The sequence below is a fragment of the Flavonifractor sp. An52 genome (assembly GCF_002159385.1).
Classification (GTDB): domain Bacteria; phylum Bacillota; class Clostridia; order Oscillospirales; family Oscillospiraceae; genus Flavonifractor; species Flavonifractor avicola.
In genome coordinates this window covers 60,739-73,132 of sequence record NZ_NFIB01000010.1, presented here as the reverse complement: position 1 = coordinate 73,132, position 12,394 = coordinate 60,739, and the positions used below count along the sequence as shown (strand labels likewise).

The following is a 12,394-nucleotide window of genomic DNA, read 5'->3' as shown; positions in this document are numbered from 1 at the left end:
TATGGACGAAAAATTCTTACGCACCCAAATGCTGCTGGGCGACCAGGCTATGGAGCGCCTGACCGCCGCCCATGTGGCGGTATTCGGCCTGGGCGGCGTGGGCAGCTGGTGCGCCGAGGCCCTGGCCCGCTCCGGCGTGGGGGCCCTCACCCTCATCGACCATGACGAGGTGGGACTCACCAACCTGAACCGTCAGGTGGAGGCCACCCTGTCCACCCTGGGCGTGCCCAAGGCCCAGGCCATGGCGGACCGCATCGCCGACATCAATCCCCAGTGCCGCACCACGGTCCGGGTGGAAAAGTACGAGGCCCAGAACCGGGAGTCCTTCTTTTCCACAAAGTACGACTACCTTGTGGATTGTATCGACCTGGTGTCCTGCAAACTGGACCTGATCGAGACCGCCATCACCCGAAACATCCCCATTCTCTCTGCCCTTGGGACCGGCAACAAGCTGGACCCCTCCCTGTTCCGCATCGGGGACATCTCCAAAACCGAGGGCTGTCCCTTGGCTCGGGTGGTCCGCAAGGAGCTGCGGGCCAGAGGTATCCACCACCACCGGGTGCTGTGGTCCCCGGAGGAACCCAAGGCAGCCACCCAGCATGAGGCTCCTCCCCCCGGCCGCCGCTCCGTCCCCGGCAGCGTAGCCTGGGTGCCCCCAGTAGCGGGGCTCATGATGGCCGGCGACGTGGTACTCACGCTGTCCGGTCTGCAACCCGTATAAAAACATCCCTCCGCCGGCAAACTAAGGCCAACGGAGGGATGTTTTTTGCGTCAGAATCATGGAACATGGCTCCGCCCCGCTCTGGCAGGAGGGGCGGCGGGCTTAGTCAACGGTTTTTTCGGGGGCGGGGGCGGTATGGTGCTGGTCCCCCTGCTGGCAGGCTGGTGCGGCCTGGGACAGCGGAAGGCTTTCGCCACCTCAGTCGCCATCATTCTGCCCATGTGTGCCCTGTCCGCCGCCATCTATCTGTTCCGGGGCGGCGTGGATTTGTGGATGGCACTGCCCTATCTGGTGGGGGGCTTGCTGGGCGGTCTCCTGGGCGGGAGGCTGTTTCGGCGTATGAATATGGTGTGGCTCCGACGGCTCTTTGCCCTGCTGCTGCTCTACGGCGGGGTAAAGGCCCTGTTCTTCTGATGGGCTGGCTGACCGCCATTCTGGCAGGGGCTCTTACCGGCATCCTGTCCGGCTTTGGGGTTGGAGGCGGCACCCTGCTGCTCATCTATCTGACCACCTTTGCCGGTATCGCCCAAAACCAGGCTCAGGGCATCAACCTGCTCTACTTTCTGCCCTCGGCCGCCGCAGCTCTGCCCGCCCACATCAGGAACGGTTATGTGGAAAAGCCGGTTCTGCTCCCCGCCATCCTCACCGGCCTTGTGTGCGCGGCTCTGGCCGCCTGGGCGGCCACCGGACTGGACACCGCTCTGCTGCGCCGCTGCTTTGGAGGATTTCTCCTGGTAGTGGGCTTGCGGGAGCTGTTCCGGAAAGGGTAGGTGTTCCTTATCCTCTGGCCCGCTTGAAGGTGAGGTAGCCCTCCAGGATCAGGGTGGCCGCAACAGCATCCACTGTCTTCTTGTGGTTTTTCATCTTCTTGCCCGAGGCGTGGAGGATGTTGTGGGCCTCCACGGTGGTGCGCCGCTCATCCCACAGCACCGGCTTCAGGCCGCAGGTCTCTTCCACCTGGGCGGCAAAGGCCTTGTACAGCTCCGCCCGGGGGCCCTCGGTGCCGTCCATATTCCGGGGAAACCCCATCACCAACTCGTCCACCTGGTGTTCCTTCACCAGCCGGGCCAGCTCCTCCGCCACCACATCCGCCTTGCGGCTGTGGATCACGGTGGTATAACCGGCCAGCAGGCCGGTGGGATCGGAGATGGCAACGCCCGTCCGGGCGTCGCCGTAATCAATGGCCATGATACGCAAGATCATCACTCCTTTTCTGCTTTCTACACTATACAAAAGGAATGAAGAAAAAACAAGTGGAAACTGCTTGACTTTGGTCTCATGCTGTGGTATAGTTTAGTTACCTATGAAAAAGGGCTCTTTTTTTGTGCGCATTTTTACGGTGTGATGACGTGCGAAACCCTTCCCTCCGCGTGAGACATAGGGAGGCAAATGTGCCGAATCCGCACCGTGACGTTCCATCCGGCAGCGTTTCGCCGCCGGTACGTGCTGGATTCGGCCTGCGGCCGCATCCGGCATTTTTGCTGTTATGCGGTCAAACAATGAAGGAGGTGCCGAACATGGCGAAGGCCGGCAACCGGGTGAAGATCACCCTGCGCTGCTCCGAGTGCAAGCAGCGGAACTATAACACCAACAAGAACAAGAAGAACACTCCCGACCGTCTGGAATTGAAGAAGTACTGCCCCTTCTGCAGAAAGCACACGGTCCACAACGAGACCAAGTAATGAGCTCTGCAAGACGGCTCAGAAGAAAGAAGGGTTAAACGGAATGTCTGAAAACGAGAAGCTCGAGCAGACCAAGCCCGCCAAGTCCGAGAAGAAGAAGGACGCCAAGGCGGACAAAAAGCCCGGCTTCTTCGCCCGCATCGGCAAGTGGTTCAAGGAACTCAAGAGCGAGCTGAAGAAGGTCCAGTGGCCCACCAAGAAACAGACCATTAACAACACCGTGATCGTCATTCTCTGCTGTATCGTCGTTGGGATCTGCATCTGGGTGTTCGACGCCCTCGCCGGCTCCGTGATTCGTGCCCTGTTGGATCTGTTTGGCAAGGGTTAAGGTGTAGAAGATGGCTGAGAACGCGAAATGGTATGTGGTGCATACCTATTCCGGCTATGAAAACACCGTGGCCGCCAGCATCGAAAAGGCAGTGGAGAACCGCGGCCTGCGGGACCTCATTTTTGAGGTCAGTATCCCTCTGGAGACCGTTACCGAAATCACGGACAACGGCCCCAAGACCGTAGAGCGCAAGGTATTTCCCGGCTATGTGCTGGTCAAAATGGTCCTGACCGACGAGACCTGGCATCTGGTACGCAACGTGCGCGGCGTCACCGGATTTGTGGGCTCCGGCAACAAGGCCATCCCCCTCTCTGACGAAGAGATCGCCGCTCTGGGCGTGGAAAAGCGCGAGGTAGTGGTGAACTACCAGGTAGGCGACAACGTCAAGATCATCAATGGCGCCCTGGAATCCTTCCTGGGTACCGTGGAGGAGATCGATCTGGACCGCAGCAAGGTCCGGGTGGTAGTCTCCATGTTCGGTCGTGAAACTCCCGTGGAGCTGGAACTGGACGAGGTCGAGCCAGTCGAATAAGTCTCCGGGCACGGCCCCTTTCCCCCGCACGTGGGAGGGACTGCACAGCAGTTCCGCTTCCAACCACATTTATCGTAGGAGGTGCTGTTTCAAATGGCACAGAAAATTACTGGTTATGTGAAACTTCAGATTCCCGCCGGCAAGGCGACTCCCGCGCCCCCCGTCGGTCCTGCCCTTGGTCAGCACGGCATCAACATTGCCGCCTTCACCAAGGAGTTCAACGAGCGCACTAAGAACGATGTGGGCCTGATCATCCCCGTGGTGATCACCGTTTACGCCGACCGTTCTTTCACCTTTATCACCAAGACTCCTCCCGCCGCCGTCCTCATCAAGAAGGCCTGCAACATCGAGTCCGGCTCCGGTGTGCCCAACAAGACCAAGGTGGCCACCATCAGCAAGGAAGATGTGCGCAAGATCGCCGAGACCAAGATGCCTGACCTGAACGCGGCCAGCATCGACGCGGCTATGAGCATGATCGCCGGCACTGCCCGCTCCATGGGCATCGTGGTGGGCGACTAAGCCGAAGGAGGGAATAGAGCAATGTTTAGAGGCAAGAAATATCAGGAGAGCGCCAAGCTCATCGACAAGGGCGCTCTGTACGATACCGCTGAGGCCATGGAGCTGGTGGTTAAGACCGCTCCCGCCAAGTTCGACGAGACCGTTGAGCTGCACGTGAAGCTGGGCGTTGACTCCCGTCACGCCGACCAGCAGGTCCGCGGCGCCATCGTTCTCCCCCACGGCACCGGCAAGACCCAGCGCGTGCTGGTCTTCGCCAAGGGCGACAAGGCTGAGGCTGCTAAGGCTGCCGGCGCCGACTTCGTGGGCGAGATGGACATGGTTGAGAAGATCCAGAAGGAGAACTGGTTCGACTACGATGTGGTCGTGGCTTCTCCCGACATGATGGGTGTTGTGGGCCGTCTGGGTAAGGTCCTGGGCCCCAAGGGCCTGATGCCCTCCCCCAAGGCCGGCACCGTCACCCCCGACGTGGCCAAGGCTGTTACCGAGATCAAGGCCGGTAAGGTTGAGTACCGTCTGGACAAGACCAACATCATCCACTGCCCCATCGGCAAGGTCTCCTTCGGCGCTGAGAAGCTGACCGAGAACTTCAACGCTCTGATGGGCGCCATCATCAAGGCTAAGCCCTCCGCTGCCAAGGGTCAGTACATTCGCTCCTGCGTGTGTGCTTCCACCATGGGCCCCGGCGTGAAGATCAACGGCGCTAAGCTGATGTAATTAAGAAGCGCGGAGCACCCGGGAGCAGGGCAACAGCGAAGCACGCAGGCCGAAAAACAGGCTGGGCACAACCCAGCGGTATTTTCGGCGGAGTACTGAGCAGTTGCCCGTCGCGGAGGGTGTGCAGCGTGACAACAGACAAAATGGGGAGCAGGTTTTCCTGCTCCCCGTTTTTCTCACTCTTTTCCCCAGGATACTCACAAAAAAGTGATCATTTTTCAAAAAAGCACTTGACATCCTCGGGGTTCTATTGTATACTATCAGTCGTGTTCAAAGACAGCAGGCGGCGCAAGCCGTAAGTCCTGCCGAGAATGCAGCCACAACGGAATGAATTTCTTTGTGCTGTTTTCGCTGCTTTGAATGCGAAAACAGCTTTTTTGTTGCGTGACTGCATCGGAAAAGTTGAACTCAAATTCAACGGAGGTGAATCCAAATGCCTAACGCAAAGGTTCTCAGTGAGAAGCAGGCCATCGTGGCTGAGCTGACCGAGAAGCTGCAGAACGCCGCCAGCGGCGTGCTTGTGGACTATAAGGGCATCACTGTGGCCGAGGACACCGCTCTGCGCGCCGAGTGCCGCAAGAACGAGCTGGACTACGCCGTGGTGAAGAACACCCTGGTGCGTTTCGCCATCAACAACGTGGGTCTGAACGAGATGGATGACGTGCTCAACGGCACCACTTCTCTGGCTCTGTCCCACGGCGATCCCATCGCTCCCATGCGTGTGATCAACAAGTTCGCCAAGCAGTTCAACGGTGCTAAGTTCACCATCAAGGCCGGCTTTATGGACGGCAAGGTCCTGTCCATGGACGAGATCATGGCTCTGGCTGAGCTGCCCTCCAAGGAGGTCCTGCAGGCTCAGGTCCTGGGCACCATGCTGGCTCCCATCACCAGCCTGGCCATCGTCATCAAGGCCATCTGCGAGCAGAAGGGCGGCTCTGTCGAGGCTGCCGAGTCCGCCGAAGCTGCCGCCGAGTAATTCCCCGCACCATTCTGTATCAATTATAATTTATTTAGGAGGTTACCTATCATGGCTTCTGAGAAAATCACTGCCCTCATTGAAGAGGTTAAGGGTCTGACTGTTCTGGAGCTCTCCGAGCTCGTGCACGCTCTGGAGGACGAGTTCGGCGTTTCCGCCGCTGCTATGGCTGCTCCCGCCGCTGGCGGCGCTGCTGCTCCCGCTGCTGAGGAGAAGACCGAGTTCGACGTGGTGCTGGCTGAGGTCGGCGCCGAGAAGATCAAGGTCATCAAGGCTGTCCGTGAGATCACCGGCCTGGGCCTGGCTGAGGCCAAGGCTGCTGTCGAGGCTGCCCCCAAGGCTATCAAGGAGGGTGTCTCCAAGGACGAGGCCGAGGAGCTGAAGAAGAAGCTGGAAGAGGTCGGCGCCAAGGTGGAGCTGAAGTAATTCCGCTTTCCAATCGGATGAAAAAGACCTGCCGCATTTGCGGCAGGTCTTTTTTTACCGGGCCGGGAATTTCCCGGCCCGGTTTTGCTTTAGTCAAAGATCAGAGTAGCGAAGTAGTCCTCCGGGGTCTCCGCCCGGCGGATCAGCCTGGTGGAGCCGTCCTCCTGCAGGAGCACCTCGGCGGAGCGCAGCTTGCCGTTATAGTTGTAGCCCATAGAGAAGCCGTGGGCGCCGGTGTCATGGATCACCAGCAGGTCTCCCCGCTCCACCTCCGGCAGCATCCGGTCGATGGCAAACTTGTCGTTGTTCTCGCACAGGCCGCCGGTGACATCATACTTGTGGTCACAGGGGGCGTCCTCCTTGCCCATAACAGTGATATGGTGGTAGGCGCCGTACATGGCAGGGCGCATCAGGTTGGCGGCACAGGCGTCCACGCCCACATATTCCTTGTAGGTGCGCTTGAAGTGGAGCACCTTGGTAACCAGGCAGCCGTTGGGCCCCAGCATGAAGCGGCCCAGCTCGGTGTAGATGGCCACATCCCCCATGCCCGCGGGCACCAGGATCTGCTCAAACTGCTTGCGCACCCCCTCACCAATGGCGGCAATGTCGTTGGCGGGCTGGTCGGGCTTATAGGGGATACCCACTCCGCCGGACAGGTTGATGAAGCAGATATCACAGCCCGTCTCCTGCTCCAACTCCACCGCCAGCTGGAACAGGATGCCCGCCAGGGTGGGATAGTACTCATTGGACAGGGTGTTGGAGGCCAGGAAGGCGTGGATGCCGAACCGCTTGGCTCCCATGGCCTTCAGCTTTTTAAAGCCCTCAAAGAGCTGCTCCCGGGTGAAGCCGTACTTGGAGTCGCCGGGGGTATCCATCACCTGGAAGCCCTCGGTAGATGCGCCGATGGTGAAGGTACCGCCGGGGTTGAAGCGGCAGGAGATGGTCTCGGGGATATATCCGATAGTCTCCTTGAGAAAATCAATGTGGGTGAAGTCATCCAGATTGATAGTAGCCCCCAGCTGGGCGGCCAGCTTGAAATCCTCCGCCGGGGTATCGTTGGAGGAAAACATGATCTCCGGCCCGGTGAGACCGCAGCGCTGGGAGAGCATCAGCTCGGTGAGGGAGGAGCAGTCGGCGCCGCAGCCCTCCTCCCGCAGGATCTTCAAAATGGCAGGATTGGGGGTAGCTTTCACGGCAAAATATTCTTTAAAGCCCGGATTCCAGGCAAAGGCAGCTTTCAACCGCCGGGCATTTTCCCGGATGCCTTTTTCGTCATACAGGTGGAAGGGTGTGGGGTACTGCTGGGTGATGGAGCGCAGCTGCTCCGCTGTCACAAAGGGTCGTTTCATGGGGTCACCTTCTTATCTTTTGCTATTTACTATAGTAAAGTTTTTCCTTTCTGTCAATGGACAGATGGTGAGGGATTTTTCCATCTTCCCTTTTATTCTTTAGAAATTTACCCAAAAGGAAAGAATTTTATGCCCTTGTCTTGCAGATACTATTGTAAACTGGTATAATGATTTGAATTATAGTGCGGGGTAGGAGGTGTTCGTCATGAAGATAGCGACGGCGATGTTGCACGGCGGACACCTTTGGAAAGGCGATTGCTTTTTCTTTGGAAAAGGCAGTTGCTTTTTTTCTGCCCACAGCAGAGAGAGGAGATTGTTATGAGTCAGAATCCCAATCCCGGCAATGAGCCCATCCGGGATGCCCGTGTCCTGGGCCGCCCCAAGATGCTCATCCTGGGCCTGCAGCATATGTTCGCCATGTTCGGCGCCACCGTGCTGGTCCCCATCCTGGTCCAGGCCTACGGCCTGCCCCTGTCCATTCAGACCACCCTGTTCTTTGCCGGCATCGGCACCCTGTTCTTCCACATCTGCACCAAGCTGAAGGTCCCCGCCTTCCTGGGCTCCTCCTTCGCCTACCTGGGCGGCTTTGAGGCCATGGCCAAGCTGGACGCAGGCAAATACGCCGGTATGGACCCGGCCGTCAAACTGCAATACGCCTGCGGCGGCATTGTGGTGGCCGGCCTGCTCTATGTGGTGCTGGCCATCGTTATCAAAGTGGTGGGCGTGCGCCGGGTGATGCGCTTCCTGCCCCCTGTGGTCACCGGTCCCATCATCATCCTCATCGGACTGAACCTGGCTCCCTCCGCCATTTCCAACGCCTCCACCTGCTGGTGGCTGGCTATTGTGGCTATGGCCATCATTATCATCGCCAACATCTGGGGCAAAGGCATGATTAAAATTATCCCCATCCTGCTGGGTGTGGTGGGCTCCTATATCGTAGCTGTCATTGCCAACGCCGTGGGCGCCACCGCCCTGGACACTGCCGGCAACGTGGTTCCCCTCATCGATTTCTCCGGTGTGGCCACCGCTGCCCCTGTGGGCCTGCAGCCCTTCTTCACCAACTTTACCGGCTCCATCGCCAAGTTTGACCTGACCTCCATCTTTGTCATGGCCCCCATCGCCATCGCCGCCATGATGGAGCACATCGGCGATATGTCCGCCATCTCCGCTACCGTGGGTCAGAACTTCATCGAAAATCCTGGTCTGCACCGCACCCTCATCGGCGACGGCATCGCCACCTCTCTGGCCGGTCTGTTCGGCGGCCCCGCCAATACCACTTACGGCGAGAACACCGGCGTGCTGGTGCTCTCCCGTGTGTATGACCCCAAGGTGGTCCGTCTGGCCGCTATTTACGCAGTGATTCTGTCCTTCTCCCCCGCCTTTGCCGCCATCGTCAACTCCATTCCCACCGCTATCATCGGCGGCGTGTCCTTCATTCTCTACGGCATGATCTCTGCTATCGGCGTGCGCAACGTGGTGGAAAACCGGGTGGACTTTACTAACTCCCGGAACCTGATTATCGCCGCCGTCATTCTGGTGTGCGGTCTGGGCTTCTCCAACGGCATCACCTTCTCCATCGGTGAGGCCCATGTTACCCTCACCAACCTGGCCATCGCCGCCATTGCCGGTATCGCTCTCAACGCCATCCTGCCCGGCAAGGACTATGAGTTCGGCTCCGACGTCACCGAGGGCCGTTCCGGCGACTTCGGCCGGTACTGAGCCCATCCAAAGCAACCGCAGCCGCCTGCTGCGGTTGTTTTTTGCTCATTCTGACCTTATTATATTTTTTATATCTGGCGTTTGAATAAAGGTCAGTCCAGCGCTATAATCAAGGCAAAGAGAAAGAACAAAGGAAGTGTTCTCCATGCGATCCCGTTCCAATTCTACGCTGAAAATCGCCGTTTTGGCCATGATGGCCGCTCTGGTGTTTGCCAGCAACTACCTTCGCATCACCATGCCCATCGCCATCGGAGGCAATACCTCCTTTACCCTGGCCAACATCATGTGCTGTCTGTCGGGCCTGCTGCTGGGCCCCATCGGCGGTCTGGCCTCCGGTCTGGGCTCCGCCCTGTATGACCTGACCAATCCCCTGTTTGTCTCCGAGTGCTGGCTTACCTTCCTGACCAAGGGCGCCATGGGCCTGGGCGCCGGTCTGGTGATGTGGAAGGCCTCTCACCGGGAGGAGCCCACCTATCCCCGCTGCCTGTCCGGCGCGGCTCTGGGCTGCGTGATCTACTATATTCTCTACTTTGCCAAGAGCTACTTCTATAACGGCCTGCTGGTGGACGGCCTGACCCCCACCGTGGCGCTGGCCACCCTGCCGCTGAAGGTACCCGCCTCCATCTTCAATGCGGTACTGGCTCTGGTAGCCGCTCCCCTGCTGTGCGTGCTCATCCGCAGCGCTCTGAAGCGCTCCCACCTGAAGCTGGCCTGATTCCTGCATAAAAAATGCCCGCTGCCTTTGCAGCGGGCATTTCTTATGCTTTTACAGGACGGCCTTGATGCGCTCCACAGCCTGACGGGTGGCCTCAGCCTCACCAAAGGCGGTAAGACGGATATAGCCCTCGCCGCTGGGACCGAAGCCGGCGCCGGGGGTGGTGACCACATTGGCCTTCCGAAGCAGCTTGTCGAAGAAATCCCAGGAGCCCATCCCGTCTGGGGTGCAGGCCCAGATGTAGGGAGAGTTCTCCCCGCCGGACACGGTGAGACCGGCAGCGGCCAGGCCCTCCCGGATGACCCTGGCGTTGTTCAGGTAGTAGTCGATGGTCTCTTTCACCTGAGCGCGGCCCTCGGGGCTGTACACGGCCTCAGCGCCCCGCTGGACCACATAGGGCACCCCGTTGAACTTGGTGCACTGGCGGCGGTTCCACAGGCCGTTGAGGGCAGTACCATTGCGCTCCAGATCCTTGGGGATCACGGTATAGGCACAGCGGGTGCCGGTGAACCCGGCAGTCTTGGAGAAGGAGCGGAACTCGATGGCACAGGTACGGGCCCCCTCGATCTCAAAAATGGAGTGGGGAATGGCGGGATCGGTGATGAAGGCCTCGTAGGCGCTGTCAAAGAGGATGACGGCGCCGGTGGCGTTGGCGTGGTCCACCCAGGCTTTCAGCTGCTCCCGGGTGGCCACAGCACCGGTGGGATTGTTGGGGAAGCACAGGTAGATCAGATCCACCTTCTGCTCCGGAATGGCGGGAGAGAAGCCGTTCTCCGCCACGCAGGGCATATAGACCAGGTTGCTCCACCGGCCGGTAGCGGCGTCGTAGTCCCCGGCCCGGCCAGCCATGGCATTGGTGTCCACATACACGGGGTACACCGGGTCGCACACCGCCACCACGTTGTCAATGCCAAAGATATCGCCGATGTTGCCGCAGTCGCTCTTGGCACCGTCGGACACAAAGATCTCATCGGGCTGGATATCCACGCCCCAAGCCTTATAGTCGTGCTCCGCAATGGCCTGCCGCAGGAAATCGTAGCCCTGCTCCGGGCCGTAGCCGTGGAAGCCCTGGGCGGTGGCCATCTCGTCCACCGCCTTGTGCATGGCGGCGGTAACGGCGGCAGGCAGAGGCCGGGTCACGTCGCCGATGCCCAGCCGAATCAGGGTCCGGTCCGGATTGGCCTCACTGTAGGCCGCCACCCGGCGGGCAATTTCAGAAAACAGATAGCTGCCGGGCAGCTTGTTGAAATTTGCATTGATGGTTGCCATTTTACTCTCTCCTTTGCGTTAAACAGGGTATTCCCCTTCAAAGATCGTATTGGCCGGTCCTGTCATGATCATTTCCATTTCATCTTTCGGCCACTCCAGTTCCAGCACGCCGCCGGGCAGCTCCACAGCCGCCCGTCTGCCGCACTTGCCCTGGACTACCGCCGCTGCCAGAGCGGCACAGGCCCCGGTACCGCAGGCCAGCGTTTCCCCGCTGCCCCGCTCCCATACCCGCATCACCAGCCGGTCCGGAGCCGCACAGCGGACAAACTCGGTGTTGACGCCTCCGGGAAAGGCGTCATGGCGCTCAAAGCAGGGACCCAGTTTTTCCAGGTCCAGCTCCTCCGGCCGCTCCACAAAGAGAACGGCGTGGGGATTGCCCATGGACACAGGGGTAATCTGCCACATACGTCCCCCCGCTGTCAGCTCCATGGCCGACCCGATCTGGGGGCGGCCCATATTGACCCGGACCGCCTTTACCATCCCGTCCTCCGTCAGCAGCTCCAGGGTACGCAGCCCGCCGCCGGTCTCGATGGTCAGGTTCTTTTTATGGGTCAGGCCCTTATCGTAGACGTATTTGCCCAGGCAGCGGATGCCGTTGCCGCACATCGCCCCTTCTGAGCCGTCGGCGTTGAACATCCGCATTCGGAAGTCGGCCCGGTCCGAGGGGCAGATACAGATGATACCGTCGCCGCCCACACCAAAGTGGCGGTCACTCATTCGCCGGGCCAGAGCGGGCAGATCCTCCGGCAGGCCCTCCAGGCCATTGAGGTAGATATAGTCGTTACCCAGACCCTCCATTTTGGTAAAGCGCATATGGCTCCTCCTGTCTGCAAATATGCAGCGGCGGCGGTCCCGTCCCGGACCGCCGCCGCGAGACTGCTTCGTCTCCTTCTACTCTATGCGCCTTACCAACGCTCCAGAATCATCCGGGCCGCCCGAGCCAGCTTGACGCCGTCTGCCATACTCTTCTTCTGGAGTATGCGGTGGGCCTCCTCCTCGCTGAGGCCCTCGCTCATCAGCTTGGCCTTGGCCTGGACAATGCAGTCCCGTTCCTCCTGACTGCGTCCAAGGGGCTGGGCATGGACCTGCGCCAGCAGCTCCTCCACCGCACCCAGCAGCTCACTGCGGGATGCCGGAGCACTCAGCCGCAGGATGTCCGGATTGCGCACCAGATCCAGCTGACTGCGGGATGCCACCATCAACATATGGCAGAAGGAGGGCAGATCCTCATACAGAAGCTCCGCGGGGCCATCGGCAAATTTGTAGCCGCATACCACGGCGGGCACCTGCTGCTCGTGGACGGTGCGGCGCACCTGGTCGGCGGAGGTACACAGCAGACAGGCTGCGGTACCCGACCGCTCCAGGATCTCCCGGATGCGCTTGCCGTTCTGAAGGCCAGCAAAAGCTACGATCACCTTTTCCATATCCGGTCAATTTCGCTGGG

Annotated in this window: 17 protein-coding genes and 1 other annotated feature; of the genes, 12 read left to right on the top strand and 5 right to left on the bottom strand. The window is 59.8% G+C overall.

From position 1 onward, the window contains the following. Position 1: 1 nt before the first annotated feature. Genes B5G06_RS05770 through B5G06_RS14140 form a run of 3 tightly spaced genes read left to right on the top strand, consistent with a single transcriptional unit; the run spans position 2 to position 1,491 of the window. Positions 2 to 721 carry a tRNA threonylcarbamoyladenosine dehydratase gene (locus tag B5G06_RS05770; RefSeq protein ID WP_087188138.1) on the top strand — a complete coding sequence of 240 codons (720 nt, stop codon included), beginning with the start codon at positions 2 to 4 and terminating at the stop codon, positions 719 to 721. A gap of 45 nt (positions 722 to 766) precedes the next feature. Further along, positions 767 to 1,135 carry a TSUP family transporter gene (locus tag B5G06_RS14145; protein WP_191433693.1) on the top strand — a complete coding sequence of 123 codons (369 nt, stop codon included), beginning with the start codon at positions 767 to 769 and terminating at the stop codon, positions 1,133 to 1,135. After that, on the top strand, positions 1,135 to 1,491 hold the full coding sequence (locus B5G06_RS14140) for a TSUP family transporter (RefSeq protein WP_204220750.1): 357 nt from the start codon (positions 1,135 to 1,137) through the stop codon (positions 1,489 to 1,491). Before B5G06_RS14145 ends, B5G06_RS14140 begins: the two co-directional genes overlap by 1 nt. A gap of 7 nt (positions 1,492 to 1,498) precedes the next feature. Here B5G06_RS14140 and ruvX read toward each other — a convergent pair whose 3' ends face one another. Continuing rightward, positions 1,499 to 1,918: a Holliday junction resolvase RuvX gene (ruvX, locus tag B5G06_RS05760; protein ID WP_087188158.1), complete on the bottom strand. Its 420-nt coding sequence runs from the start codon at positions 1,916 to 1,918 to the stop codon at positions 1,499 to 1,501. A 320-nt stretch (positions 1,919 to 2,238) separates the two neighbouring features. Here ruvX and rpmG point away from each other — a divergent pair, with 320 nt between their 5' ends. The 7 genes from rpmG to rplL all read left to right on the top strand — a co-directional run bounded on the left by rpmG (position 2,239) and on the right by rplL (position 5,898). Further along, positions 2,239 to 2,403: a 50S ribosomal protein L33 gene (gene rpmG, locus B5G06_RS05755; protein ID WP_087188137.1), complete on the top strand. Its 165-nt coding sequence runs from the start codon at positions 2,239 to 2,241 to the stop codon at positions 2,401 to 2,403. Between the two features lie 43 nt (positions 2,404 to 2,446). Next, entirely contained in the window at positions 2,447 to 2,731 is a 285-nt protein-coding gene (gene secE / locus B5G06_RS05750) for a preprotein translocase subunit SecE (RefSeq protein ID WP_087188136.1), read from the top strand. 10 nt (positions 2,732 to 2,741) lie between these two features. Beyond that, positions 2,742 to 3,263, top strand: a complete 522-nt coding sequence (nusG, locus tag B5G06_RS05745; RefSeq protein WP_087188135.1) for a transcription termination/antitermination protein NusG — start codon at positions 2,742 to 2,744, stop codon at positions 3,261 to 3,263. A gap of 93 nt (positions 3,264 to 3,356) precedes the next feature. Then, positions 3,357 to 3,782 (top strand): 50S ribosomal protein L11, encoded by a 426-nt coding sequence (gene rplK, locus B5G06_RS05740; RefSeq protein WP_087188134.1) that lies wholly within the window; start codon positions 3,357 to 3,359, stop codon positions 3,780 to 3,782. Between the two features lie 21 nt (positions 3,783 to 3,803). After that, positions 3,804 to 4,496 (top strand): 50S ribosomal protein L1, encoded by a 693-nt coding sequence (gene rplA / locus B5G06_RS05735; protein ID WP_087188133.1) that lies wholly within the window; start codon positions 3,804 to 3,806, stop codon positions 4,494 to 4,496. 252 nt (positions 4,497 to 4,748) lie between these two features. After that, positions 4,749 to 4,884: a sequence feature (ribosomal protein L10 leader region), on the top strand. 45 nt (positions 4,885 to 4,929) lie between these two features. Further along, positions 4,930 to 5,472 carry a 50S ribosomal protein L10 gene (gene rplJ / locus B5G06_RS05730; RefSeq protein ID WP_087188132.1) on the top strand — a complete coding sequence of 181 codons (543 nt, stop codon included), beginning with the start codon at positions 4,930 to 4,932 and terminating at the stop codon, positions 5,470 to 5,472. 51 nt (positions 5,473 to 5,523) lie between these two features. After that, complete coding sequence (rplL, locus tag B5G06_RS05725; RefSeq protein ID WP_087188131.1) at positions 5,524 to 5,898, top strand: 50S ribosomal protein L7/L12; 375 nt, start codon at positions 5,524 to 5,526, stop codon at positions 5,896 to 5,898. Between the two features lie 89 nt (positions 5,899 to 5,987). Here rplL and B5G06_RS05720 read toward each other — a convergent pair whose 3' ends face one another. After that, positions 5,988 to 7,247 carry a diaminopimelate decarboxylase gene (locus B5G06_RS05720; RefSeq protein WP_087188130.1) on the bottom strand — a complete coding sequence of 420 codons (1,260 nt, stop codon included), beginning with the start codon at positions 7,245 to 7,247 and terminating at the stop codon, positions 5,988 to 5,990. A gap of 318 nt (positions 7,248 to 7,565) precedes the next feature. On the opposite strand from B5G06_RS05720, the gene B5G06_RS05715 reads away from it, so the two are divergent. Continuing rightward, positions 7,566 to 8,966: a uracil-xanthine permease family protein gene (locus B5G06_RS05715; RefSeq protein ID WP_087188129.1), complete on the top strand. Its 1,401-nt coding sequence runs from the start codon at positions 7,566 to 7,568 to the stop codon at positions 8,964 to 8,966. 145 nt (positions 8,967 to 9,111) lie between these two features. Beyond that, positions 9,112 to 9,681, top strand: coding sequence for an ECF transporter S component (locus B5G06_RS05710; protein WP_087188128.1), 570 nt, complete (start codon positions 9,112 to 9,114; stop codon positions 9,679 to 9,681). Positions 9,682 to 9,732: 51 nt separating this feature from the next. On the opposite strand, the gene B5G06_RS05705 is transcribed toward B5G06_RS05710, so the two are convergent. From B5G06_RS05705 to B5G06_RS05695, 3 genes are all read right to left on the bottom strand, one after another. After that, on the bottom strand, positions 9,733 to 10,950 hold the full coding sequence (locus B5G06_RS05705; RefSeq protein WP_087188127.1) for an LL-diaminopimelate aminotransferase: 1,218 nt from the start codon (positions 10,948 to 10,950) through the stop codon (positions 9,733 to 9,735). An 18-nt stretch (positions 10,951 to 10,968) separates the two neighbouring features. Further along, positions 10,969 to 11,763 (bottom strand): diaminopimelate epimerase, encoded by a 795-nt coding sequence (gene dapF / locus B5G06_RS05700; protein WP_087188126.1) that lies wholly within the window; start codon positions 11,761 to 11,763, stop codon positions 10,969 to 10,971. 92 nt (positions 11,764 to 11,855) lie between these two features. Beyond that, positions 11,856 to 12,374, bottom strand: a complete 519-nt coding sequence (locus B5G06_RS05695) for an ANTAR domain-containing response regulator (RefSeq protein ID WP_087188125.1) — start codon at positions 12,372 to 12,374, stop codon at positions 11,856 to 11,858. Between the last annotated feature and the right edge of the window lie 20 nt (positions 12,375 to 12,394).

Excerpts from the sequence above, each read along its gene's own strand:
- B5G06_RS05770 (WP_087188138.1), top strand. The coding sequence starts at position 2 with ATGGACGAAAAATTCTTACGCACCCAAATGCTGCTGGGCGACCAGGCT.
- nusG (WP_087188135.1), top strand. The coding sequence starts at position 2,742 with ATGGCTGAGAACGCGAAATGGTATGTGGTGCATACCTATTCCGGCTAT.
- B5G06_RS05710 (WP_087188128.1), top strand. The coding sequence starts at position 9,112 with ATGCGATCCCGTTCCAATTCTACGCTGAAAATCGCCGTTTTGGCCATG.
- rplK (WP_087188134.1), top strand. The coding sequence starts at position 3,357 with ATGGCACAGAAAATTACTGGTTATGTGAAACTTCAGATTCCCGCCGGC.
- secE (WP_087188136.1), top strand. The coding sequence starts at position 2,447 with ATGTCTGAAAACGAGAAGCTCGAGCAGACCAAGCCCGCCAAGTCCGAG.
- B5G06_RS05720 (WP_087188130.1), bottom strand. The coding sequence starts at position 7,247 with ATGAAACGACCCTTTGTGACAGCGGAGCAGCTGCGCTCCATCACCCAG.
- rplA (WP_087188133.1), top strand. The coding sequence starts at position 3,804 with ATGTTTAGAGGCAAGAAATATCAGGAGAGCGCCAAGCTCATCGACAAG.
- B5G06_RS05715 (WP_087188129.1), top strand. The coding sequence starts at position 7,566 with ATGAGTCAGAATCCCAATCCCGGCAATGAGCCCATCCGGGATGCCCGT.
- B5G06_RS05695 (WP_087188125.1), bottom strand. The coding sequence starts at position 12,374 with ATGGAAAAGGTGATCGTAGCTTTTGCTGGCCTTCAGAACGGCAAGCGC.
- rplJ (WP_087188132.1), top strand. The coding sequence starts at position 4,930 with ATGCCTAACGCAAAGGTTCTCAGTGAGAAGCAGGCCATCGTGGCTGAG.
- rplL (WP_087188131.1), top strand. The coding sequence starts at position 5,524 with ATGGCTTCTGAGAAAATCACTGCCCTCATTGAAGAGGTTAAGGGTCTG.
- dapF (WP_087188126.1), bottom strand. The coding sequence starts at position 11,763 with ATGCGCTTTACCAAAATGGAGGGTCTGGGTAACGACTATATCTACCTC.
- rpmG (WP_087188137.1), top strand. The coding sequence starts at position 2,239 with ATGGCGAAGGCCGGCAACCGGGTGAAGATCACCCTGCGCTGCTCCGAG.
- B5G06_RS14140 (WP_204220750.1), top strand. The coding sequence starts at position 1,135 with ATGGGCTGGCTGACCGCCATTCTGGCAGGGGCTCTTACCGGCATCCTG.
- B5G06_RS05705 (WP_087188127.1), bottom strand. The coding sequence starts at position 10,950 with ATGGCAACCATCAATGCAAATTTCAACAAGCTGCCCGGCAGCTATCTG.